We start from the raw sequence: 24,507 nt of genomic DNA, 5'->3' as shown, positions 1-24,507 counted from the left end.
AGCGACGGCGACGGCGACGGCTACGGCTACGGCTACGGCTACGGCTACGGCTACGGCCCGAAGATCTCCGCCACCAGGTCCTCGTCCGAGACGTGGTCCGGGGCCTCGAACACGAGGTCCGCGACGCCCTTGAGGCCGATCCCCCGGTCCAGCGCGTCCATGCAGGCCCGCGCCTCCTGGTCGTTGGCGAAGTCCCAGACCCGCAGGCGCCGCACCAGCACCAGCGCCTGGATCGGGTTCATCCTCGGCGCGCGGGCCCGGCGCGCGCCGGCCGCCCCCTTGCGGCCGGCCTGGGCGAGCTGCTGCTGGTAGCCGGTCAGGTCCTGCCAGGCCTGGACGGTGCTCGGGTGGCGGTCCCCCAGCGCCCGGGCGAGGTCCGGCAGCAGCCCGTGCAGCTGGACCACGGCGCTCTGCAGGTCGCCCCGGTTGGCGTGGTGGACCGCGAGGTCGTGCCGGGCCTTCAGGACGCGGGCGTCGTGCGGGCCCCAGACGGCGTGCAGATCGGGCAGCAGCTCGGTCATCAGCCGGATCGCGGTGACGGCCGCCCCGCTCTCGCCGATGCACCACACCAGGTGGTACCGGGCGCCGAGGGTGTCCTGGTCCGTCGCGCCGAGCGCCGAGCGCATGTCCGCCACCACGGTGGACAGCAGCCGGATCGCGCCGTCCAGGTCGCCGGCCCGGCTGAGGTACCAGGTGAAGTCCCGCCAGGTGCACAGGGTGTCCCGGTCGGTGGCGCCGAGCGCGGTGACGCACTCCTGGGCGATCGCCTGGAGCCGGATCGCCGACTCGCCCGCGGTCGCCGCCCGGTAGGCGGCGGAGCGACGCTCGCGCAGGGCGGCCCGGCCGCCGTCGGAGGGCGCCGTGGCGACCACCGGCGGCGTGGTGAGCGGCGACAGCACCGACGGCGGCGCGGCCGGGGCGAGGGGCGGCGCGACGGGGGGTACGGCGGGCGGCGCGGTCGGCGGAACGGCGGGCGGCGCGGTCGGCACGGGCGGCACCACCGGCGCTGCTGCCGCCGCAACCGGAGACACCGGCGCAACCGGCGCAACCGGCGACACCGGAGACACCAGCGCGGCCTGCTCCACCACCGTCGGCGTCGCCGCACCCCCCACCCCGCCGACGGGCCACCCCGCCAGCTCCCCGAGCCTGCGCTCGACCGTACGGGCGTCCGCCGGCCGGTTCGCCGGGTCCTTCGCCAGCAGCTCCGCGATCAGCCCGGCCACCTGCGGCGGCAGCCCGAACTGCGCCGGGTCCAGTGCCGGGGGCGGTTCGTTGAGGTGCTGATACATCAGCACCGGTGTCGAGTCCCCGCCGAACGGCCGTGCGCCGGTGAAGAGTTCGACGAGCACGCAGCCGAGCGCGTACAGGTCCGCCCGCCCGTCCACCCGGCCGCCGGTCCACCGCTCGGGCGCCATGTACGCCGGGCTGCCGACGATCGTGCCGGTGGTGGTCAGCCCGCCCGCGCCGGTGTCCAGCTGGGCGATGCCGAAGTCCAGCACCTTCAGGTGCCCGGCGTCAGTGATCATCACGTTGTCCGGCTTGATGTCCCGGTGCACCATGCCCGCGTCGTGCGCCGCGGCCAGCGCACCGCTGATCTCCCGCCCCCACCGCAGGCTGAGCGCGGGCTCGGGCAGCCCCTCGCGCAGCACCTCGGTCAAGGTGCGGCCGGTGAGCAGCTCCATCACCAGGAAGGTGACCTCCCGGTCGCCGACCTCGCACTGGCCGAGGTCGTGCACGGTGACGATGTGCGGGTGCGACAGGTTGCCGGCCGCACAGGCCTCCCGGACGAACCGCAGGGCCGCCTTCGCCTGGTCCCCGCCGTGGTGCCCGATCACCTTGACCGCCACCGGCCTGCGCATCCGGGTGTCCTGGGCCCGCCACACCACTCCGAAGCCGCCCTGGCCGAGCTTCTCCACCAGCTCGTACCGGCCGTCCAGGACGTCACCGACTCGCACGCGCCCCTCCCCCATCCGCCATGACGGACCGACTCTACCGACGCCGTCCCCCGCACCCCACATCCCGCTCCCCTGCACCCCGCACCCCCTCCCCTCCGCCCCTCCCCCCGCGTCCGGCCAGGTGGAAGGATGGGCACCGGGCCCCGCGACGGTGCGGCGGCCCGGACCAGCAGAGCCCGAGGAGCGCAGTCATGGCCAAGCAGGCCCCGCAGAGCGACCCGGCGCAGGACGCCCCCGAGGTGTCCGCGCCCCAGCACGCTGCCGCCGGGCTGCCCGCCGTCGGCCACAGCCTGCGGATGGCCGCCGAGCAGATGGGCCCCCGCCGTACCCTCGCCACCCTGCTCAAGGTCAACCAGCCGAACGGCTTCGACTGCCCGGGCTGCGCCTGGCCGGAGCCGGAGAAGACGCACACCGCCGAGTTCTGCGAGAACGGCGCCAAGGCCGTCGCCGAGGAGGCCACCGAGCGCCGGATCCGCGCCGAGTTCTTCGCCGCCCACCCGGTCGCCGAGCTGGCCGAGCGCTCGGGCTACTGGCTCGGCCAGCAGGGCCGCCTCACCCAGCCGATGCTGCTCGACGAGGGCGCCACCCACTACACGCCGGTCTCCTGGGACGACGCCTTCGCGCTGATCGCCGAGGAGCTGCGCGCCCTGGACACCCCGGACGCCGCCGCCTTCTACACCTCGGGCCGGACCAGCAACGAGGCGGCCTTCGCGTACCAGCTGTTCGCCCGCCGGCTCGGCACCAACAACCTGCCGGACTGCTCCAACATGTGCCACGAGTCCTCCGGTTCGGCGCTCACCGAGACGCTCGGCGTCGGCAAGGGCAGCGTCAGCCTCAAGGACCTCTACCAGGCCGACCTGATCATCGTGGCCGGCCAGAACCCGGGCACCAACCACCCCCGGATGCTCTCCGCCCTGGAGCGCGCCAAGCGGGCCGGGGCCACCATCGTCAGCGTCAACCCGCTGCCGGAGGCGGGCCTGGAGCGGTTCAAGAACCCGCAGAACGCCCGCGGCCTGGTCGGCCACGGCACCAAGCTGACCGACCTGTTCCTGCAGATCCGCCTCGGCGGCGACCTCGCGCTGTTCCGCGCGCTCAACCGGATGATCGTCGAGCAGGAGGGCGTCGACCGCGCCTTCGTCGCCGAACACTGCCACGGCTTCGAGGAGTTCGAGGCGCAGGCCCGCAAGACCGACCGGGCCGAGGTGCTCGCCGCGACCGGCCTGCCCTGGGAGCAGATCGAGGAGCTCGGCCGCCTGGTGCTGGCCTCGAAGAAGATCATCGTCTGTTGGGCGATGGGCCTCACCCAGCACAAGCACGCCGTCCCGACCATCCGCGAGGTGGTCAACTTCCTGCTGCTGCGCGGCAACGTCGGCCGCCCCGGCGCCGGGGTCTGCCCGGTGCGCGGGCACAGCAACGTCCAGGGCGACCGGACGATGGGCATCTTCGAACGCCCCGCCAAGGCCTTCCTCGACGCGCTGGAGAACGAGTTCGGCTTCGAGCCGCCGCGCGAGCACGGCCTCGACTCGGTGGACACCATCCGCGCGATGCGCGACGGCAAGGTCAAGGTCTTCTTCGCGATGGGCGGCAACTTCGTCGCGGCCACCCCGGACACCGAGGTCACCGAGGCCGCGATGCGGCGCTGCCGGCTGACGGTGCACGTCTCCACCAAGCTCAACCGCTCGCACGTGGTCACCGGCGCCCGCGCCCTGATCCTGCCCACCCTCGGCCGCACCGACCGGGACGTCACCGGCGCCGGCGCCCAGTTCGTCAGCGTCGAGGACTCGATGGGCCAGGTCCACGCCTCCCGCGGCGGCCTGCGCCCGCCCGCGCCCGGCCTGCTCTCCGAGACCGCGATCGTCTGCCGCCTCGCCCGCACCGTCCTCGGTCCGCGGGACACCGTGCCGTGGGAGGACTTCGCCAGCGACTACGACACCCTGCGCGACCGGATCTCCCGGGTCGTCCCGGGCTTCGCGGACTACAACGAGAAGGTCCGCCGCCCCGGCGGCTTCACCCTCCCGCACGGCCCCCGCGACTCCCGCACCTTCCCCACCGCGACCGGCAAGGCCAACTTCACCGTCAACCCGCTCACCGCCCCCGAGGTCCCGGCGGGCCGCCTCCTGCTGCAGACCCTGCGCTCCCACGACCAGTACAACACCACCATCTACGGCCTCGACGACCGCTACCGCGGCATCAAGGGCGGCCGCCGCGTGGTGCTGGTCAACCCGGCCGACGCCGCCGAACTGGGCCTCACCGAGGGCGGGTACGTCGACCTGGTCAGCGAGTGGAAGGACGGCGTCGAACGCCGTGCCCCGCACTTCCGCGTCGTCCACTACCCCGTCGCCCGGGGCGGCGCGGCGGCCTACTACCCCGAGACCAACGTCCTGGTCCCGCTGGACTCCACCGCCGACATCAGCAACACGCCCACCTCCAAGGCGGTCGTCATCCGCTTCGCCGCCGACAGCGGCGAGTAGCCCCCGCACCCGCGCGCGTCCGCGCACCCGCCCCGCACCGAACGCAGGAAGGCCGCCCGACGTCCGAGGACGTGGGGCGGCCTTCCTGTCGTACGGCCGGTGCGTCTGCCGTCAGTGCGTCGGCGTGCCCAGCGGCAGCGTGCCCAGCGGCAGCGTCGCGGTGGCGCTGCCCGGGGCCGTGGCGCCGGTCGAGCCGGTCCCGCTCGGGGTGCCGGCCGGGCTCCCCGTGCCGGTCGGGGTGGACGTGCCCTGGGTCCCGGTCGGGGTCCCGGTCGGGGTCCCGGTGGGAGTTCCGGTCGGGGTCTGCGTCGGAGTGCCGGTCGGGGTCTGCGTCGGGGTCGGCGTGCCGGTGCCCGACGGCGTGCCCGGGTCGGTCGGGGTGCCCGCCCCGCCGGGCGTGGTGGGCGTGCCGGTCGGCGTGCCCGGATTCGGCGGCGGCGTCGCCGGGCCGCCGGTGGCCGGCGGGGCCGGTACCTGGCCGGCCGGGCTCGGTGCGATCGGCGTGGCGGCGTCCCAGCCGGACGGCAGCTCGGGCACCTTCCAGCTGCCGCCGGCGTCGTCGGCCGTGCCGGACGGGTCGGGCCGGACGGCGCCGAGGATCGCCATCGAGCCGATCGGCGACACCTTGATGAACGCCCCGGGCCGCGGCGCCTGCACGATCAACCCGCCGCCGATGTACATCCCGACGTGCGAGGCGTCCTGGAAGTAGATGACCAGGTCGCCGGGCCGCAGCTGGTTCAGCGCCACGTGCGGCAGCTGGGCCCACTGTTCCTGGCTGGTGCGCGGGATCGGCTTCCCGGCGTGCAGCCAGGCCTGCGAGGTGAGGCCGGAGCAGTCGTAGGAGTCCGGCCCGATGCCGCCCCACAGGTACGGCTTGCCCAGCTGGGCCAGTGCGAAGGCGACCGCCCCGCGCCCCTGCAGCGAGGGGGTGCGCTCGCCCTTGCCGAGGGCACCGGAGGCGAGGAAGGCGAGCTGGGCCTCGTCGGCCTTGGCCTTCTCCAGCTGTTCCAGCTCGGTGCGCTGCGCGCCGGTCAGCGAGGCCACCATCTGCTCGACGGAGGTGAGGTCGGCGGCGGCCTTGGCCTTGGCCGCGTCCTGCTGGGCGACCAGGGCCTGGGTGGTCTTCAGCACGTCCTCGGTCTGCTTCTTCAGCCCGTCGAGTTCGTCCCGGTCGGCCTTCAGCTTGTCCAGGAACTCCGACTGCGAGCGGCTGGCCGCGGCGAGCAGTTCGGCGATGGTGACCGCCTCGTACGGGTCCTTGGAGAGCAGCAGTTCGGCGTAGGCGGAGGCGGCGCCGTTGCGGTACTGCGCGGCGGCGAGCTGCGAGGCGATGTCGGTGCCGGCGTCGACCTGCTTCTGCTGGCGTTCCAGCCGGCCCTGGAGGTCGGTGAGCGTGGCCTGCTGCTCGGCGACCTTGGCCACCGTCCCGTTGTACTGCTCGGTGGCGGCCTCGGCGCTCTGGTAGAGCGCGTGCAGCTGGTCGAGCAGCGGGCCGAGGGTGGCCTTGGCGGCGGCGAGCGGGTCCGGGCCGGCGACGACCGTGCCGGCCCCCGGGTCGGGTGCGGCCCAGGCGGCCTGGGCCGCGGCCGGCAGGGCGAGTGCGGCGGCCGCGAGGACGGCTCCGCAGCGCAGGGCCGCCCGCACCCAGGGGCGTACGCCTGCCGTCTCCGCTCGCTGTGCAGCCCCGCCCATGGGTTGGTCCTCCCCGCCCGTGCCCTGTCCCGGTCTCCCGGATCCCGCAGATCCTCCCACGTGTTACTCGTCGGAAACAGAGCACGTGCGGACCGGGAGGTTAATTCTCGATCGATCTGTGAGACAGCTCTCAGCAAACCGGTCCGAACCCGGGCGTTCTTCGCCAATGCCCAGCTCAGCGCGATCAAGGTCACCCTGAAGAAAGCTCACGGTCACCGCCAGTCAACCATCGGAACCACGATTCCCGGCTCAGTTCACCTTCCGTTTACCAAGCAGACCTACGGTCGCGAACGACACCAACGTCCGTGCGACAACTACGACGATTGTTTGGGTATGGAACACATCTCGTTCCTGGTGGCCGTTGTGATCATCACGGCGCTCGCCTTCGACTTCACCAACGGGTTCCACGACACCGCCAACGCGGCCGCCACCGCGATCGCGACCGGGGCCCTTCGTCCGAAGGTCGCGGTCACCATCGCGGCCGTCCTCAACTTCGCGGGCGCGTTCCTGTCCGTGAAGGTCGCCACCACCATCTCCGGCGGCATCGTCAACGAGAAGGCCGGAGTCCATCCCGAGATCATCTTCGCCGCGCTGGCAGGCGCCATCCTCTGGAACCTGCTGACCTGGCTGCGCGGCCTGCCGTCCAGTTCCTCGCACGCCCTGTACGGCGGCCTGATCGGCGCCACGATCGTCGGTGTCGGCATGAACGGCGTCAACTTCGACACCGTGGTCACCAAGATCATCATCCCGGCGGTCGCCTCCCCGTTCGTCGCCGGCCTGGCGTCCTGGGGCGCCACCAAGCTGGCCTACGCGATCACCCGCAAGGGCCGCGACGCGAGCACCGAGAAGGGCTTCAAGACCGGCCAGATCTTCTCGTCCTCGCTGATCTCGCTCGCGCACGGCACCAACGACGCCCAGAAGACGATGGGCATCATCACCCTGACCCTGGTCTCGGTCGGCGCCCTGCCGCACGGCGCGCTGCCCCCCACCTGGGTGATCGTCTCCGCGGGTGGCGCGATCGCGCTCGGCACCTACATGGGCGGCTGGCGGATCATCCGCTCGATGGGCAAGGGCCTGGCGGACATCGGTCCGCGACAGGGCTTCGCCTCCGAGTCGGCCGCCGCGACCGTCATCCTGACCTCCTCGCACATGGGCTTCGGCCTCTCCACCACCCAGGTCTGCTCCGGCGGCATCATGGGCGCCGGCCTCGGCGCCCCGAAGGGCCGGCTGCGCTGGAGCCTGGTCCGCCGCATGGTCTACACCTGGGGCCTGACCCTGCCGGCCGCCGGCCTGGTCTCCGGCGGCGCGGCCCTGCTGGCCGAGCAGGGCACCTGGGGCATCGCCCTGGTCGGCGCCGTGCTGGTCGCCGGTTCCGGCGCGATGTGGATGATCTCCCGCCGTCAGCCGGTCGGTGCGGACAACGTCAACGACGTCAGTGACGTCACCCCGGTCGAGGTCACTGCGGCCGCCGGCGTGAACGCCCCCACCCCCGCCTCGACCACGGTCGCGGCCTGAGCGCCGCCGACTGAGGAGCCCTCACCATGCACATCAAGTGGAACGCCCTGGCCCAGACCGCCGGTGTCAGCTTCGGCGTCACCGTCTCCGTGGTCGCCGTCTTCGCGCTCGGCATCCTGGCGCTGTCCCGCCGCGAGGCCGCGCTGACCGCCCGCGAGGGCGAGGGCGCCCAGTCCTCGGCCGGCGGGAAGCTGGCCCTGGCCGGCGCGTACACCTGCTTCGCGCTCTGCGCCGCGGCCGTCGTCTACGGCCTGTCGCTGATCGCCGGCAAGTAGCCCGGACCGCCCGCGCCGCCGACAGGCAGCCCGGACCGCCCGCGCACGACGCAACGGGCCGGGGAGTGTCTCGACACTCCCCGGCCCGTTCGCGTATCCCGTCGCCGGCCGGTCCGTCCCGCCGGCCGGCTCCCGCCCGCCGGTCAGTTCTCCTGGGTGGTCTTCAGCGCGGTCTCCCGGATGAACAGCACGGTGACGAAGGCCAGCGCCGCGAACGGGGCCGCCCAGAGGAAGACGGTGCCCACGCCGTGGCCGAAGGCGTCCGTCACCAGCGGGAGGATCGGGGCGGGGAGCTTGTGCAGGTCCGGGATGCCGCCGCCGGCCGCCGCGTGCCCGGCCGGGATGTGCGCGGCGGCCAGGTTCTCCGCCAGGTAGTGGCCGACCTTGTTGGTCATCAGCGCGCCGAGCGCGGAGACGCCCATCGCGCCGCCCATGGTGCGGAAGAAGGTGACCACCGAGCTGGCCGCGCCGAGCTCGTGCCGGGGCACCGTGTTCTGCACCGCGAGCACCAGGTTCTGGCTGGTCAGGCCGAGGCCGACGCCGGTGATCGCCATGTACACGGAGAGCAGCACGTAGTCGGTGTCGGCCCGGGCGGTGCCGAGCAGGCCGAAGCCGATCGCGAGCAGCGCGGTGCCGGCGACCAGGTAGGCCTTCCACTTGCCGTACTTGGTGATCAGCCGGCCGGCCACCGCGGAGGAGACCGCCAGGCCGAGGATCATCGGCAGGGTCATCAGGCCGGCCATCGTCGGGGACTTGGCGCGGGCCAGCTGGAAGTACTGGCTGAGAAAGGTGGTCGCGCCGTACATCCCGACGCCGACCAGCACGCTGGCGATGGCGGCCAGGGTGACGGTGCGGTACTTGAAGAGGTCCGGCGGGATGATCGGCTCGGCGGCGCGGCGCTCGACCACGACGGCCAGCGCGCCCAGCACCAGGCCGCCGCCGACCATGGCCGCGGTCTGCCAGGACAGCCAGGCGTAGTTCTTGCCGGCCAGCGTGATCCAGATCATCAGCAGGCTGACCGAGGCGGTGATGACCAGCGCGCCCGGGTAGTCGATCCTGGCCTTGCGCCTGACCAGCGGCAGCTTGAGGGTGCGCTGCACCACGACGATCGCGGCCAGCGCGAACGGGATGCCGACGTAGAAGCACCAGCGCCAGCCCAGCCAGGAGGTGTCCACGATGACGCCGCCGATCAGCGGGCCGCCGATGGTGGCGAGCGCGAAGACCGCGCCGAAGTAGCCGCTGTACCGGCCGCGCTCGCGCGGCGGGACCATGGCGGCCAGGCAGATCTGGCCGAGGGCGACGACACCGCCGGCGCCGACGCCCTGGAGCGCGCGGCAGGCGATCAGCTCACCGGTGTTCTGCGAGAGGCCGGCCAGCGCGGAGGTGGCGATGTAGATCAGCAGGGCGATCTGCAGCAGCAGCTTCTTGCTGGCGAGGTCGGAGAGCTTGCCCCAGATGGGGGTGGAGGCGGTGAGGGTGAGCAGGGCCGCGGTGATCACCCAGGTGTAGGCGGACTGGCCGCCGTGCAGGTCGGCGAGGATGTGCGGCAGGGCGTTGGAGACGACGGTCGAGGAGAGCACGGCCACGAAGAGGCCGAGCAGCAGGCCGGAGAGCGCCTCCATCACCTGCCGGTGGGTCATCTGTTGGGTGTCGGCGGCGGCGGTGCCGCTCGCGGTCCCGGTGGTCACGGTCATGTGGGTCCTTCGGCGCTGGCGTGCGGGATACGCGCATCATGAAAGTTCGTTGCCTTAAGCAACCATAAGACGAGATGGTTGAATAAGGCAACTTTCTTCAAGGGCAAGTAAAGGGGCCCGCACCGCGAGCCCCGATCACCGCACCGACAACGCCCGGCTCACTCGGCCGGCGCCTCCCCCAGGACGTCGTTGAAGCGGCGCAGCAGCTCCCCGAAGCGGACCACGTCCTCCGGCGACCAGTCGCCGATCATCTCCCGCACCCGCCCCATCCGGACGTCCCGGGCGGCCAGGTAGCGCCGCCGCCCGTCCTCGGTCAGCGACACCAGGGCGGCCCGGCGGTCCAGCGGGTCCGTCTCCCGGGCCACCAGGCCCAGCTCCTCCAGCGCCCGGATCTGCCGGCTCACCGTCGCCTTGCCCACCGCGAAGTGCACGCCGACGTCGGTCACCCGGACCCGCCCGGCCTGCTCGATGTAGCCGAGCATGCTGTACGCCATGCCCTCCAGCCCGGGGTGCACCCGGCGTGAGAGTTCCGCCACTCTGGCCCGGCCCCGCCGGAACATCAGCGCGACCTCGCGCTCCACCGCCACCAGGGCTTCCTCGTCACTCACCGCGCCAGTATCGCGCAACGGCACCGGCCCACCCGCGGAACGGGAGGTGCGACAAGCCAACTACTTCATGGTATGAAGTATCGGCTCTGGATGATCCGGTTTCCCCCTATACGCAAGGAGATGTGGATGGCAGCCCCTGGGCAGGGTTTCGTCGCCGAACTGAAGAGCGCGGTCACCCCGCGCGCGGCACTGCTCGTGATCGGAGTGCTGCTGCTCCAACTCGGATTCATCACCTCCTACATCGGGGCGCTGCACAAGCCCGCCCCGCACAACCTCTCCATCGCGGTGGTCGCCCCGCCGCAGGTCGCCCCCAAGCTGGTCGGGGCGCTGGAGGCGGTCCCGAACGACGCCGTCAAGGCCGTCACCGCGCCGGACGCCGAGACGGCGACCGCGCAGATCAAGGACCAGAAGATCTACGCCGCGCTGGTCCTGAACCCGACCGGCACCGAGGACACCCTGCTGGTCGGCGGCGCCCGCGGCCCGTCCGCCGCCAAGGCCGCCGAGACCATCACCACCGCGATCGACAAGGCCCAGGGCCGTACGGTCAAGGTCGAGGACGTCCTGCCGCTCGCCAAGGGCGACACCAACGGCCTCTCCGCCTTCTACCTGGTGATCGGCTGGTGCGTCGGCGGCTACCTGGTCGCCTCGATCCTGGGCATCAGCGCCGGCTCCAAGCCGGCCAACACCCACCGCCTGCTGATCCGCCTGGGCGTCCTGGCGCTCTACTCGGTCGCGGCCGGCATCGGCGGCACGGTCATCGCCGGGCCGGTGCTGGACGCGCTGCCCGGCTCGATCCTCGGCCAGTCCGCCCTCGGCGCGCTGGTGGTCTTCTCGGTCGGCGCCTTCACCATGGCGCTGCAGTGCCTGTTCGGGATCATCGGCATCGGCATCGCGGTGCTGGTCTTCGTCGTCCTGGGCAACCCGAGCGCGGGCGGGGTCTACCCGGCGCCGATGATGCCGCCGTTCTGGCGGGCCATCGGCTCGGTGATCCCGAACGGCGCCGGCGCCAGCGCGAGCAAGTCGATCGCCTACTTCGGCTCGACCAACCTGGGGATGCCGATCCTGGTCCTGGTGATCTGGGCGCTGGTCGGCATCGGCATCGCCTTCCTGGCCGTGCTGCGCGGCCCCCGCACCGAGCAGGACGAGCCCGCCACCGCCGAGTAGGCCCTCCTGTTCCGCCGAGCCCCCGGCCCCACCGGCCGGGGGCTCGCCGCACTCCGGGGCATGACGAAGAGGTCAGCCGCCCGCGATCGAGCCGGGGTCGGCGACGACGGCGCGCACGACGCCCACCGCCGCGCCCAGCAGCGGGCCCCGCCGGCCCAGCCGGGAGACGGCCAGCCGGTCGTCGGCCCAGGGCCGGACGGTCACCCGGGCGGCCAGCTCGGCGCGCATGGCGGGGAGCAGCCAGGGCGCCAGCCGTGCGTAGCCGCCGCCCAGCACCACCTCGGCCGGGTCCAGCAGGTTGACCGCGCCGCTCGCCGCGATGCCGAGGGCCGAGCCGGCCCCGGCCAGGGCCGCGCGGACCGCTTCGTCGCCGGCCCCGGCGCGGTCGGCGAGCCGCGCCACCCAGTCGCCCCGGCCGCCGGCCAGGCCGGCCGCCCGCAGGACCGCCGCCTCGCCCGCGTACTGTTCCAGGCAGCCGTGCGCCCCACAGGCGCAGCGGGGCCCGTCGGGGTGGACCGGCACGTGGCCGAACTCGCCCGCGTAGCCGCCTGCCCCGCGCAGCAGGCGGCCGCCGACCACGATCCCCGCGCCGACCCCGGCCTCGGCGGAGACGTACAGGAAGTCCTCCGCGCCGCCACCCAGCCAGCGTTCGGCCAGGCCGCCGAGGTTGGCCTCGTTGTCGGCCTCGACCGGCAGCTCGGCCAGGCCGTCCAGGGCCGGCCGCAGCGCCGCGCGCAGTTCGGCGGCCAGCGGGACGTCCCGCCAGCCCAGGTTGGCGGCCCGCTGCAGCACCGCGCCGGAGGAGCCGACCAGCCCGGGCACGGCCAGCGCGAGCCCGGCCGGGCGCAGGCCGGCCTCGGCGACGGCCGAGCGCAGCAGCCGGGCGAGGTCGGCCATGACGGCGGCGGGCTCCCGGCCGTGGTTGGAGATCTCCTGGCGCCGCCAGGCGCGGACCTCGCCGCGCAGGTCTACGACGCAGGCGCCCAGGTGCCGGACGCCGATCTCGGCGCCGAGGCCGCCGGGCCCGAGCGGGTTGAGGCCGAGCGCGGTGCCGGGGCGGCCGACCTTGCCGCTGGGGGCGGCGGGGCCCTCCTCGACCAGCAGGCCGTCGGCGATCAGCTGTTCGGCGAGCGAGGAGACGGCGGCCCTGGTCAGCCCGGTCTCGGCGGCCACCTCGGCGCGCGAGCGCGGACCGCTCGCGATCACCCCGAGCACCAGGGCCAGGTTGGCCCGGCGCATCCCCTGCTGGCTGGCAGGCCCCGTCCGGACGGCGTCCGGCTCGCGCATCAGGCTCACCTCGCCCCTTACGGCACGTCCCGTGGCATCTCGGGTGCAGCGTAACCGGGTTCCGGGGGCGCCGTCGCCACCAGGGCGGGCCGGGCGGGCGCGGGCTCGGCGAGCCGGGTGAAGACCCAGCGCTGCATCGCCCAGAAGCGGAACAGCATCGCGATGAAGGTGCCGACGACCATTCCGCTGAGGAAGTCCGCGACTTCCTGGGCGAAGGAGCTGACGTACGGCTCGCGCAGGTCCAGGACGTACCGGGAGATCACCAGCGGTACGTCGTTGACGCCGATCGCCACCGCGCTGACCAGGAAGAACAGCAGGGCCTCACGCTGCCGGCCGCAGGTGCGGAAGGCCCAGCTGCGGTTCAGCACGTACGAGACGACGGTGGCGATCACGGTGGCGACGGTCAGGGCGACCACCGGTTTGTGCTGCAGCACGGTGAACTTGAGTTCGAGGTTGATCACCATGGTGAGCGCGAAGCAGCCGCCCCCGACCAGCAGGAACTTCACCAGCCGGCGGTGTCGCACCAGGAAGGGGCGCAGCCGGTCCGGCACCCGGGCCAGGGCGCGCTGCGTGGGGGACGGCATCTCCGCAGTCTCGCACGCGGAGATGCCGTCGGCCCCTCAGTTGACGCCGCCCTATGCGGCGACCAGCACCTCGGCCGGCTCCAGGGCCAGCGTCAGCACCTCCCGCACGTCCGCCACCGGGTGGACGGTGAGCCGCTCCAGCACCTCGGCCGGGACGTCGTCCAGGTCGGCCTCGTTGCGCTTGGGGATGATCACCGTGGTGACCCCGGCCCGGTCGGCGGCGAGCAGCTTCTGCTTCACCCCGCCGATCGGCAGCACCCGCCCGGTCAGCGACACCTCGCCGGTCATCGCCACGTCGGTGCGCACCTTGCGGCCGGAGAGCAGCGAGGCCAGCGCCGTGGTCATGGTGATGCCGGCGCTCGGCCCGTCCTTGGGGACGGCCCCGGCCGGGACGTGCAGGTGCACGCCGCGGTCGCGCAGCGAGGTGACGGGCAGCTCCAGCTCGGCACCGCGCGAGCGCAGGTAGGAGAGCGCGATGTGCGCGGACTCCTTCATCACGTCGCCCAGCTGCCCGGTGAGGGTCAGCCCGGTGCCGCCCGTCTCGGCGTCGGCCAGCGAGGCCTCGATGTAGAGGACGTCGCCGCCGGCGCCGGTGACCGCGAGCCCGGTGGCCACGCCGGGGACGGCGGTGCGGCGCTCGGCCGGCTCCTGGGCGGCCTCCGGCACGTGGTGCGGGCGGCCGATCAGGGCGCGCAGGTCGTCCGCGCCGACCGCGGTGGGCAGCTCGCGCTCGCCCAGCTCGGCCTGTGCGGCGATCTTGCGCAGCACCCGGGCGATCGAGCGCTCCAGGTTGCGCACGCCCGCCTCCCGGGTGTACTCGCCGGCGAGCTTGCGCAGCGCCGCCTCGTCCACGCTGACCTGCTCGCCGCCGAGGCCGGCCTTCTCCCGCTGGCGCGGGAGCAGGTGGTCGCGGGCGATGACGACCTTCTCGTCCTCGGTGTAGCCGTCGAGCCGGACCAGCTCCATCCGGTCGAGCAGCGGCTCGGGGATGGCCTCCAGCACGTTGGCGGTGGCGAGGAAGACGACGTCGGAGAGGTCGAGCTCGACCTCCAGGTAGTGGTCCCGGAAGGTGTGGTTCTGCGCCGGGTCCAGCACCTCCAGCAGGGCGGCGGCCGGGTCTCCGCGGTAGTCGGAGCCGACCTTGTCGATCTCGTCGAGCAGGACGACCGGGTTCATCGAGCCGGCCTCCTTGATCGCCCGCACCAGGCGGCCGGGCTGCGCGCCGACGTAGGTGCGCCGGTGGCCGCGGATCTCGGCCTCGTCCCGGACGCCGCCGAGCGCGACCCGGACGAAGCTGCGGCCCATCGCGCGGGCCACCGACTCGCCGAGCGAGGTCTTGCCGACGCCGGGCGGGCCGACCAGGGCCAGCACCGCGCCTCCCCGGCGCCCGCCGACCAGCCCGAGCCCCTGATCGGCCCGGCGCTTTCGCACGGCGAGGTACTCGACGATGCGGTCCTTCACGTCGGCCAGGCCGGCGTGGTCGGCGTCCAGCACCGCGCGGGCGCCGGCGATGTCGTACGCGTCCTCGCTGCGCTCGTTCCAGGGCAGCTCCAGGACGGTGTCCAGCCAGGTGCGGATCCAGGAGCCCTCGGGGGACTGGTCGGACGCGCGCTCCAGCTTGTCGACCTCCTTGAGCGCGGCCTCGCGGACCTTCTCGGGCAGGTCGGCGGATTCGACCCGGGCGCGGTAGTCGCCCTCCTCGTCGGCCGGGTCCCCGTTCAGCTCGGCCAGCTCCTTGCGGACGGCCTCCAGCTGGCGGCGGAGCAGGAACTCCTTCTGCTGCTTGGCCACGCCCTCCTCGACGTCCTTGCGGATGGTGTCGTTGACCTCCTCCTCGGCGAGGTGGTCGCGCAGCAGGGTCAGCGCGTACTCCAGGCGGGCGACCTGGTCGGCCTCCAGCAGCACCTTGAGCTTCTGCTCGGCGGTGGCGAAGGGCGCGTAGCCGATGTTGTCGGCGAGCTCGCCGACGCCCTCGATCTGCGCCACCCGGTCGACGATCTGCCAGGCGCCGCGCTTGCGCAGCCACTGGGTGGACAGCGCCTTGTACTCCTTGACCAGCTCGGCGGCCCGCCCGGCCACCGGCATGCCGACCGAGGACTCCTTGAACGGTGTGGTCTCCACCCAGAGGGCGGCGCCGGGGCCGGTGGTGCCGACGCCGATGCGGACCCGGCGCACGGCGCGCACCAGCGCGGCCGGGTCTCCGTCGGCCAGCCGGCCGACCTGCTCCACGGTGGCCAGCGTGCCGACCGCCGCGTACGAGCCGTCCACCCGCGGGACCAGCAGGACCTGCGGCTTGCCGGTGCCGGTGGCCGCGGAGCGGGCGGCCTCGACGGCGGCGCGCACCTCGGTGTCCTTCAGGTCCAGCGGGACGACCATGCCCGGCAGGACGACCTCGTCGTCCAGCGGCAGCACGGGCAGGGTGAGCGGAGTGGACGTCGATGCCATGATCTCTCCCCAGTCAGTGAAGTTGAGTCGACCTGACTAAGGCTTGGTGAGCGCCGGATGTTCCCGGTGACTCGTTCGCTGTGAGCGAACACGGTCCGGCCGGGGAAGCCCGGCCGCGGCGCCGTCAAAAACACCCCCCGGGGGTGCTCCGGAGGGACCACCGGGAAGTTCTCAAGAAATCCTCAGGATGCGGGAAGCATTCGTAAACGGAACGCCGGGCGCGGCTTTCAGCGCGCGGCCCGCACGTGCGCCCCGCCGCGCGCGGGCGCGGCACCGCCGGCCGTCGCCGCGGCCGGACGCGGCCGGGGCGGGCGCCGCTCGGCCCGGCGCAGCCAGCGCCACAGCGCCACCCCGGTGAGCACCGCCGCCGGGTGCCCCACCGCGGTGACCACGTCCCGGTCGGAGGCGATCTGCTCGGCGATCATCAGCCCGGCACCGCCCAGGGCGAGCAGCCGCCCGCGCCAGGAGAGCAGCCCGGCCACCGCGCCCAGGCAGGCGAGCACGCCGTAGCTGACGCCGATGTCCAGGTAGTCCATCACCTCGGGCGCCATCCGCCCGGTCTCCACCGCGGTGATCACCACGCCCTGGGAGAGCAGCGTGGCCGCGACGTGCCCGATCCCGAAGACCGCGGCCGCCCGGGCCGGTCCGACCCTGCGCTCCAGCGGGGCGAGGGTGAACGCGAATCCCCACAGGTAGGGCATCCAGACCTCGCCGGCCACCCAGAATCCGCTCAGCAGGAGGGCCCGCAAGGGGTGGTGCAGCAGGTTGTGCCCGTCCGAGCTGGAGGCCTCCTGCAGCCGCTGGACGAGTTCCGGATCACCGAGTCTCGCGAAGGTCGTGGCGGCACCGACGACGGCGAGGTACCCGAGGGTGAAGGGGGTGCGCCGGGGCGTCGGAACACGGTCCAGCAGCCACTGCGCGACGCCGGTGCGCAGGCCGAGCCGGAGCATTCCGTACGGAACTCCCGCGGGTGCGCTCCCGCCGGGCCCCGTCCGCACTCCCGCCATGCCGCCTCCGCTCCACGCCCGCAGCCACGGCTCCCGCCCGGTGCCCGACGTTCCGGCGCGCGCCGCGGATTCCGCCCGGACGGGTGTTGTCGTGGCCACGGTACGTCGAGGTTCTGGGAGGCACCTGGGAAAAGCCGGTGAAGACCGCCACCGTAACGGACTGCCGGATTCCCGGCATTGGTCCAGACCTTCTCCCTATTAACACGTCAGTAGGGCCTCTGACCGGGGACTTGGCGTCAACTCGACTGCATACGTACCGTTACGCAGTGAAAATTCGCCGGGTAAGGTATCGGCCCGTGCCCACTCGTGCAGTGGGTCCGCGGGCGGCTCGAACAGCCGCTCCACGGGCCGGAAACGTCCGGCCCACCTGCCGGGAACCACCCGCTGTCCGTACGCTGCGAAGTGCGCGGGAGACGCGGACGGCCGACAATCCGTCCTCGCTCCCGATCGCGCGACGGGACGGCGGACCCGGCACAGTCCACGACGGAACAAGACTACGAGCGGAGCCCCGCCATCCCCACAGGTGGCCGGCCCGCAGCCCTGGGGGCGGTGGCGTGACCGTGACAGAAATTCAGCAGGACAACCACAACACCGGCGGCACTGTGAGCAGCCAGCGCAGAGTGCTGGTGGTGGAGGACGAGCCCACGATCGCCGAGTCGATCGCGGCCCGGCTGGGCGCGGAGGGCTTCAAGGTCGCCGTGGCCCACGACGGGCCGGGCGCGGTCGACGGCTTCCACACCTGGCAGCCGGACCTGGTCGTCCTCGACATCATGCTGCCCGGCTTCGACGGCCTGGAGGTGTGCCGCCGGATCCAGGCCCAGCGCCCGGTACCGGTACTGATGCTGACCGCGCGCGACGACGAGACGGACCTGCTGGTCGGCCTCGGCGTGGGCGCGGACGACTACATGACCAAGCCGTTCTCGATGCGCGAACTGGCCGCCCGGGTCAACGTGCTGCTGCGCCGCGTCGAGCGCGCCCAGCAGGCCGCCCGCACGCCCGCGCTCGGCAGCCTGCGCTTCGGCGAGCTGGAGATCGACCACGTGCAGCGCCGGGTCCGACTGGCCTCGGGCGACGTCCACCTGACGCCGACCGAGTTCGACCTGCTCGCCTGCCTGGCCGCCCAGCCGCGCGCCGTGCTCACCCGCGAGCAGCTGCTGGCCGAGGTCTGGGACTGGACCGACGCCTCCGGCACCCGCACCGTGGACAGCCACGTCAAGGCGCTGCGCCGGAAGATCGGCGCCAGCTGGATCCGCACCGTGCACGGCGTCGGGTACGCACTGGAGGCCCCGCTCTCCTAGGACTCGTCACCGACGAGTCCCGCGGCGAGCCTCGGGCGACGGGCCACCGGGGGGCCCGTGTCCGCAGGACGCCGCACCACCACGCGGGGGGACACACGCGGGGACCACAGGGGACCAATGACCTTTCCACAGCAACGCAACGGGGATTCCGAGGGCGCGCGGCCGCAGACACTGGCCGCCCGTGCAGCCCACCGGGTCTGGACCGACATCCGGCCGCTCGACCCGGTCCGCTCGATCAAGGGCAAGCTCGCCCTGCTCGTGATCGTCTCCGTGTTCCTGGCCACCGGGATGGTGGTCGTGGCGATCCGGTCCGAGACCCAGATCCGGATCATCATGGTCTTCTCCATGATCGCCTCGCTGCTCTTCATGCAGTTCCTCGCGCACGGGCTGACCGCCCCCCTGCGCGAGATGACGGAGGCCGCCCGCGCGATGGCCTCCGGCGACTACAGCCGCCGGGTCGAGGTGAACTCGCGCGACGAGATCGGCGAACTGGCGGCCGCCTTCAATGCCATGGCCGCCGACCTGGAGGCCGCCGACCAGCACCGCCGCGAGCTGGTCGCCAACGTCTCGCACGAGCTGCGCACGCCGATCGCCGCGCTGCGCGCCGTGCTGGAGAACGTGGTGGACGGCGTCGTCCAGCCCAATCCGGCGACGCTGGGTGCGGCGCTGGAGCAGACCGAACGGCTCGGCCGCCTGGTCACCCACCTGCTCGACCTCTCCAAGATCGACGACGGCGTGGTCGACCTGGACGCCCGCCCCTTCGAGGTGCGCGAGTTCCTGGACGGCGTGCTGCGCGGGGTCACCGTGGACGGCGCGACGGCCGGCGGGGCCTTCTCCCGCCGCGGCGACGTCCGGCTGGCGCTGGAGGTCAGCCCGTCCGGCCTGACCGGCGTGGCGGACCCGGAACGCCTCCACCAGGTGGTCGCCAACCTGGTCGACAACGCCTGCAAGCACTCCCCGCCCGGCGGCACCGTGACGGTGCGCGCCCGGCCCGACGGCGCACACGGCGCCCTCCTGCTGGAGGTCGAGGACGAGGGCCCCGGCATCCCGCCGGCCGACCGCACCCGGGTCTTCGAGCGGTTCAGCCGCAGCGGCACCGCGACGGCCTCCGGGGCGGGCGCGGACGGCGGCACCGGCCTGGGCCTGGCCATCGCCCGCTGGGCGGTGGACCTGCACGGCGGGCGGATCGCGGTGGCCGAGTCGCCGCGCGGCTGCCGGATCGAGGTCCGCCTGCCCGGGCAGCGCCGGGGCGAGGGCCAGGACATTTGTCACAGATCCGACACAGACGCATACGAAGATCGTTAGCGAATTTCCGTAGGGGTTTGTCCGGTTTCCTCCGAATATCAGGCCTGTTCGGGCCCGATCGCTTCCCCTCAGATACGGCTTCCTAACGTACTTTTTCAGCCAAACTGCAGGTCAGGACTGTGATCTGGACGACGCCTGGCCCCCGGGGACTGCGCGATCACTGGTCAGGGGCGTAGCCTTAATCCCCGCTGTCCAAACATCCCAAAAGGAAGCGGAAGAGGGCGGTTGCCGCCGTGTCGCCACAGTCCCCTGAAACCCCCAACAGCTCGGCAAGCTCCACTGGCTTCGGCCCCAATGAGTGGCTCGTCGACGAGATCTACCAGCAGTACCTCCAGGACCCGAACTCGGTCGACCGAGCCTGGTGGGACTTTTTCGCCGACTACAAGCCCGGTACCGAGGTGACCCCAGTGACCCAGGCCGCGACCCAGGCCGGCCCCACGCCGACCCCTGCCGCTGCCCCCGCGCCCGCCGCTGCTGCTCCGGCCGCGCCCGCCCCCGCCGCACCGGCCGCTCCGGCCGCCCCGGCTCCGGCTGCCGCTCCGCTCGCCGCCGCGCCCGCCGCGCCCCCGGCCCCGAAGGCCGCCGTCGCGGCCCCGGCCGCCACCGCCGCCGCTGCCGGCCCCGAGCTGGTCCAGCTGCGCGGCCCGGCGAAGGCCGTCGCCACCAACATGGACGCCTCGCTGGAGGTGCCGACCGCGACCTCGGTCCGCGCCGTGCCGGCGAAGCTGTTGATCGACAACCGCATCGTCATCAACAACCACCTGCAGCGCGCCCGCGGCGGCAAGGTCTCCTTCACCCACCTGATCGGTTACGCCCTGGTCCAGGCCATCAAGGCCGCCCCGGGCATGAACTACAGCTACAAGGTGGAGGACGGCAAGGCCTACCTGGTCAAGCCCGAGCACATCAACCTCGGCCTGGCCATCGACCTGGTCAAGCCGAACGGTGACCGCCAGCTGGTCGTCGCGGCCATCAAGAAGGCCGAGACGCTCGACTTCTTCGGCTTCTGGCAGGCCTACGAGGACATCGTCCGCCGGGCCCGCGCCAACAAGCTGACCATGGACGACTTCACCGGCGTCACGGTCTCGCTGACCAACCCCGGCGGCATCGGCACCGTGCACTCCGTGCCGCGCCTGATGCAGAACCAGGGCACCATCGTCGGCGTCGGCGCCATGGAGTACCCGGCCGAGTTCCAGGGCTCCGCCCCGGAGACGCTGTCCCGCCTGGGCGTCTCCAAGATCATGACGCTGACCTCGACCTACGACCACCGGGTCATCCAGGGCGCGGCGTCCGGCGAGTTCCTGCGCGAGATCCACCGCCTGCTGCTCGGCGAGAACGGCTTCTACGACGAGATCTTCGAGTCGCTGCGGATCCCGTACGAGCCGGTCCGCTGGGCCACCGACGTCGCCACCACCCACGACGACGAGGTCAACAAGACCGCGCGCGTCATGGAGCTGATCCACGCGTACCGCGTGCGCGGCCACCTCATGGCCGACACCGACCCGCTGGAGTACAAGCAGCGCAAGCACCCCGACCTGGACGTCGTCCAGCACGGCCTCACCCTGTGGGACCTGGAGCGCGAGTTCGCGGTCGGCGGCTTCGGCGGCCAGAAGATGATGAAGCTCCGCGACATCCTCGGCCTGCTGCGCAACACGTACTGCCGCACCGTCGGCGTCGAGTACATGCACATCCAGGACCCGAAGCAGCGCAAGTGGCTGCAGGAGCGCCTGGAGAAGCCGTACGCGAAGCCCGAGCGCGAGGAGCAGCTGCGGATCCTCCGCCGCCTGAACTCGGCCGAGGCCTTCGAGACCTTCCTGCAGACCAAGTACGTCGGCCAGAAGCGCTTCTCGCTGGAGGGCGGTGAGTCGCTGATCGCCCTGCTGGACGCGACCATCGACTCCGCCGCCGAGCACCGCCTCGACGAGGCCGTCATCGGCATGGCCCACCGCGGCCGCCTGAACGTGCTGGCCAACATCGTCGGCAAGCCGTACGGCAAGATCTTCGGCGAGTTCGAGGGCAACCTCGACCCGAAGTCGATGCACGGCTCCGGCGACGTCAAGTACCACCTGGGCGCCGAGGGCACCTTCACCGGCCTGGACGGCGAGACCATCAAGGTCTCGCTCGCCGCGAACCCCTCCCACCTGGAGGCCGTGGACCCGGTCGTCGAGGGCATCGCCCGCGCCAAGCAGGACATCCTGGACCAGGGCGGCACCACCTTCCCGGTGCTGCCGATCCAGATCCACGGCGACGCGGCCTTCGCCGGCCAGGGCGTCGTCGCGGAGACCCTGAACATGTCGCAGCTGCGCGGCTACCGCACCGGCGGCACGATCCACCTGGTGGTCAACAACCAGGTCGGCTTCACCGCCGCCCCGGCGTCCTCGCGCTCCTCGATGTACTGCACCGACGTGGCCCGCATGATCGAGGCCCCGATCTTCCACGTGAACGGCGACGACCCGGAGGCCGTGGTCCGCGTCGCGCGGCTCGCCTTCGAGTTCCGCCAGGAGTTCCACAAGGACGTGGTGATCGACCTCATCTGCTACCGCCGCCGCGGTCACAACGAGGCCGACAACCCGTCGTTCACCCAGCCGCTGATGTACGACCTGATCGACAAGAAGCGCTCGGTGCGCAAGCTGTACACCGAGGGCCTGATCGGTCGCGGCGACATCACCATGGAAGAGGCGGAGCAGGCGCTCCAGGACTTCCAGGGCCAGCTGGAGAAGGTCTTCGCCGAGGTCCGCGACGCCGCCCAGGCGCCGGCCGTGACCGCCGGCGGCAAGCCGCAGGCCGACTTCCCGGTCAACATCCAGACCGGCATCTCCCAGGAGATGGTCAAGCGGATCGCCGCCTCCCAGGTCAACCACCCGGACTGGCTGACCGTCCACCCGCGCCTGCTGCCGCAGCTGCAGCGCCGCGCCGCCTCGGTCGAGGACAACACCATCGACTGGGCGATGGGCGAGACCCTCGCCATCGGCTCGCTGCTCATGGAGGGCCACCCGGTCCGCCTGGCCGGCCAGGACAGCCGCCGCGGCACCTTCGGCCAGCGGCACGCCGTCCTGATCGACCGCAAGACCGGCGAGGACTACACCCCGCTGCAGTACCTCACCGAGGACCAGGCCCGCTACACCGTCTACGACAGCCTGCTGTCGGAGTACGCGGCCATGGGCTTCGAGTACGGCTACTCGCTGACCCGCCCGAACGCGCTGGTCATGTGGGAGGCGCAGTTCGGCGACTTCGTCAACGGCGCGCAGACCATGGTGGACGAGTACATCGCCTCCGCCGAGCAGAAGTGGGGCCAGCACTCGGGCGTCACCCTGCTGCTGCCGCACGGCTACGAGGGCCAGGGCCCGGACCACTCGTCCGCCCGCCCGGAGCGCTTCCTGCAGATGTGCGCGCAGGACAACATGACGGTCGCCATGCCGACGCTGCCGTCGAACTACTTCCACCTGCTGCGCTGGCAGGCGCACAACCCGCACCACAAGCCGCTGGTCGTCTTCACCCCGAAGTCGATGCTGCGTCTGAAGGCCGCGGCGAGTGCGACCGAGGAGTTCCTGTCCGGCTCGTTCCGCCCGGTCATCGGCGACACCACCGTCGACCCGGCGCAGGTCCGCAAGGTGGTCATCACCGCCGGCAAGTTCTACTACGACCTGGAGGCCGCCCGCACCGAGCGCGGCGTCACCGACACCGCGATCGTCCGGGTCGAGCGGCTCTACCCGCTGCCGGTGGCCGAGCTCCAGGAGGAGCTGGCCCGCTACGGCGACGACGTCCAGTTCGTCTGGGCGCAGGAGGAGCCGGCCAACCAGGGTGCCTGGCCGTTCATCGCGATGAACCTGGTCGACCACCTGCAGGTCGTCATCGGCCGCAGCGCCGGCGGCTCCCGCCTGCGCCGCGTCGCCCGTACGGCGGCCTCGTCCCCGGCGGTCGGCTCGGCCAAGCGGCACGCCGCCGAGCAGCAGGCGCTGATCGAAGAGGTCTACTCGCTCTGACGCACCGGGGCCCCGAATCGTCGGGGCTCTGACGCCTGAGGGCTCACCGGCCCCCGTCCTCCCATCCGGGAGGGCGGGGGCCGCTTCGTTTCACGGAGAACCGTTTCACCGCCGAGCCATGTCAAGGTCGCAGCTCTGCAACCAATCCGGGGCCCGGGTGCACGAGCTCCTGACGGATCGATAGGTTATGGCTCGCCAGTCGGACGCCGGCGCCCGTCATCGCGCCCGCCGCCTCGGCCGTACGCCTCACCGCAATCCCAGGGGGATCACCACATGACCGCCGACACGCCTCGGGACGCCGGCAAGCTCCCGCCGGTCTTCCAGCCACTGCTCCCGGACGACCCCAGGGAGGTCGGCGGCTACCGGCTGTTCGCCCGGCTCGGCGCCGGCGGCATGGGCCGGGTCTACCTGTCGTACACCCCGGGCGGGCGCCCGGTCGCGCTCAAGGTGGTGCGCCCTGAGTTCGCCGAGGACGGCGAGTTCCGCCGCCGCTTCGCCCAGGAGGTCAGCAACGCCCAGCGGATCCACGGGCTCTACACCGCACAGGTGATCGACTCCGGCGGCCTGGACAGCGACGCCCCCTGGCTGGTCACCGCGTACGTCCCGGGCCCGTCCCTGCAGCAGGTGGTGCGCGAGAACGGCGCCCTGCCGGTGCGCACCGTGCTGCTGCTGATGGGCGGCATCGCCGAGGCGCTGCAGGCGATCCACAGCGTCGAGGTGGTCCACCGCGACCTCAAGCCCGCCAACGTGCTGGTCGCCGGCGACGGCCCGCGGGTGATCGACTTCGGCATCGCCCGGGCCGCCGACGCCACCGCGCTGACCGGCACCGGCTACCGGATCGGCTCCCCCGCCTTCATGTCCCCCGAGCAGGCCCAGGGCCGCCCGGTCACCCCGGCCACCGACGTCTTCGCGCTCGGCGCCCTGGCCGCGTACGTGGCCGGCGGCACCGCGCCGTTCGGCGACGGCCCGGACACCGCGGTGCTCTACCGGGTGGTGCACGAGGAGGCGGACCTGTCCGGCGTCCCGGCGGACCTGCGCGAGCTGGTCCAGCGCTGCCTGGCGAAGAGCCCGGAGGACCGCCCGACGCCCGCCGAGATCATCCAGGTCGCCCGCAACCACCCGGAGGTCGGCGGCCAGCTGCGGTTCGGCGACGACTGGCTGCCGCGCGAGGTCAACACCGAGATCCCCCGCCGCTCCGACCTGCCCAAGACGCCCCCCACCCCGCTG

At 72.8% G+C, this 24,507-nt stretch carries 16 protein-coding genes; 8 read left to right on the top strand and 8 right to left on the bottom strand.

The features are described 5' to 3' along the window. Positions 1 to 50: 50 nt before the first annotated feature. Positions 51 to 1,955 (bottom strand): serine/threonine-protein kinase, encoded by a 1,905-nt coding sequence (locus OP86_RS32745; RefSeq protein WP_037777705.1) that lies wholly within the window; start codon positions 1,953 to 1,955, stop codon positions 51 to 53. A gap of 191 nt (positions 1,956 to 2,146) precedes the next feature. Between OP86_RS32745 and OP86_RS02500 the strand changes: the two genes are divergently transcribed. Next, positions 2,147 to 4,426, top strand: a complete 2,280-nt coding sequence (locus OP86_RS02500; RefSeq protein ID WP_030254872.1) for an FdhF/YdeP family oxidoreductase — start codon at positions 2,147 to 2,149, stop codon at positions 4,424 to 4,426. Positions 4,427 to 4,537: 111 nt separating this feature from the next. Here OP86_RS02500 and OP86_RS02490 read toward each other — a convergent pair whose 3' ends face one another. Then, a complete protein-coding gene (locus tag OP86_RS02490) occupies positions 4,538 to 6,118 on the bottom strand; it encodes an NlpC/P60 family protein (RefSeq protein WP_157849648.1) in 1,581 nt (526 codons plus the stop codon). Positions 6,119 to 6,451: 333 nt separating this feature from the next. On the opposite strand from OP86_RS02490, the gene OP86_RS02485 reads away from it, so the two are divergent. Continuing rightward, complete coding sequence (locus tag OP86_RS02485) at positions 6,452 to 7,633, top strand: inorganic phosphate transporter (RefSeq protein ID WP_030057565.1); 1,182 nt, start codon at positions 6,452 to 6,454, stop codon at positions 7,631 to 7,633. Positions 7,634 to 7,659: 26 nt separating this feature from the next. Continuing rightward, the gene (locus tag OP86_RS37685; protein WP_030057566.1) at positions 7,660 to 7,908 is read left to right on the top strand and encodes a hypothetical protein; all 249 of its coding nucleotides are present in this window, start codon (positions 7,660 to 7,662) and stop codon (positions 7,906 to 7,908) included. A 143-nt stretch (positions 7,909 to 8,051) separates the two neighbouring features. Here OP86_RS37685 and OP86_RS02475 read toward each other — a convergent pair whose 3' ends face one another. Both OP86_RS02475 and OP86_RS02470 read right to left on the bottom strand, forming a co-directional pair. Continuing rightward, positions 8,052 to 9,602 carry an MDR family MFS transporter gene (locus tag OP86_RS02475; RefSeq protein ID WP_030057567.1) on the bottom strand — a complete coding sequence of 517 codons (1,551 nt, stop codon included), beginning with the start codon at positions 9,600 to 9,602 and terminating at the stop codon, positions 8,052 to 8,054. A gap of 158 nt (positions 9,603 to 9,760) precedes the next feature. Beyond that, complete coding sequence (locus tag OP86_RS02470; protein WP_234434749.1) at positions 9,761 to 10,210, bottom strand: MarR family winged helix-turn-helix transcriptional regulator; 450 nt, start codon at positions 10,208 to 10,210, stop codon at positions 9,761 to 9,763. 126 nt (positions 10,211 to 10,336) lie between these two features. On the opposite strand from OP86_RS02470, the gene OP86_RS02465 reads away from it, so the two are divergent. Then, complete coding sequence (locus OP86_RS02465) at positions 10,337 to 11,374, top strand: ABC transporter permease (protein ID WP_030254862.1); 1,038 nt, start codon at positions 10,337 to 10,339, stop codon at positions 11,372 to 11,374. Between the two features lie 72 nt (positions 11,375 to 11,446). Here OP86_RS02465 and OP86_RS02460 read toward each other — a convergent pair whose 3' ends face one another. The 4 genes from OP86_RS02460 to OP86_RS02445 all read right to left on the bottom strand — a co-directional run bounded on the left by OP86_RS02460 (position 11,447) and on the right by OP86_RS02445 (position 16,640). Next, on the bottom strand, positions 11,447 to 12,661 hold the full coding sequence (locus tag OP86_RS02460; RefSeq protein WP_030254858.1) for an ROK family transcriptional regulator: 1,215 nt from the start codon (positions 12,659 to 12,661) through the stop codon (positions 11,447 to 11,449). 17 nt (positions 12,662 to 12,678) lie between these two features. Beyond that, positions 12,679 to 13,245, bottom strand: coding sequence for a GtrA family protein (locus OP86_RS02455; protein WP_078588383.1), 567 nt, complete (start codon positions 13,243 to 13,245; stop codon positions 12,679 to 12,681). A gap of 51 nt (positions 13,246 to 13,296) precedes the next feature. Next, positions 13,297 to 15,690, bottom strand: a complete 2,394-nt coding sequence (gene lon, locus OP86_RS02450) for an endopeptidase La (protein ID WP_030057572.1) — start codon at positions 15,688 to 15,690, stop codon at positions 13,297 to 13,299. A gap of 227 nt (positions 15,691 to 15,917) precedes the next feature. Next, a complete protein-coding gene (locus OP86_RS02445; RefSeq protein WP_051829582.1) occupies positions 15,918 to 16,640 on the bottom strand; it encodes a rhomboid-like protein in 723 nt (240 codons plus the stop codon). 617 nt (positions 16,641 to 17,257) lie between these two features. Between OP86_RS02445 and OP86_RS02440 the strand changes: the two genes are divergently transcribed. The 4 genes from OP86_RS02440 to OP86_RS02425 form a co-directional block, all read left to right on the top strand. Further along, complete coding sequence (locus OP86_RS02440; RefSeq protein WP_030057574.1) at positions 17,258 to 17,995, top strand: response regulator transcription factor; 738 nt, start codon at positions 17,258 to 17,260, stop codon at positions 17,993 to 17,995. A 117-nt stretch (positions 17,996 to 18,112) separates the two neighbouring features. Further along, complete coding sequence (locus OP86_RS02435; RefSeq protein ID WP_078588382.1) at positions 18,113 to 19,300, top strand: sensor histidine kinase; 1,188 nt, start codon at positions 18,113 to 18,115, stop codon at positions 19,298 to 19,300. A 233-nt stretch (positions 19,301 to 19,533) separates the two neighbouring features. Then, positions 19,534 to 23,280, top strand: a complete 3,747-nt coding sequence (locus OP86_RS02430; RefSeq protein ID WP_030254855.1) for a multifunctional oxoglutarate decarboxylase/oxoglutarate dehydrogenase thiamine pyrophosphate-binding subunit/dihydrolipoyllysine-residue succinyltransferase subunit — start codon at positions 19,534 to 19,536, stop codon at positions 23,278 to 23,280. Between the two features lie 273 nt (positions 23,281 to 23,553). After that, positions 23,554 to 24,507: serine/threonine-protein kinase (locus tag OP86_RS02425; protein WP_033330732.1), on the top strand; the 954-nt coding region annotated here is incomplete at its 3' end.

The sequence above is a fragment of the Streptomyces novaecaesareae genome (assembly GCF_000716875.1).
Classification (GTDB): Bacteria; Actinomycetota; Actinomycetes; order Streptomycetales; family Streptomycetaceae; genus Kitasatospora; species Kitasatospora novaecaesareae.
This window is presented reverse-complemented; position numbering and strand designations above follow the sequence as displayed.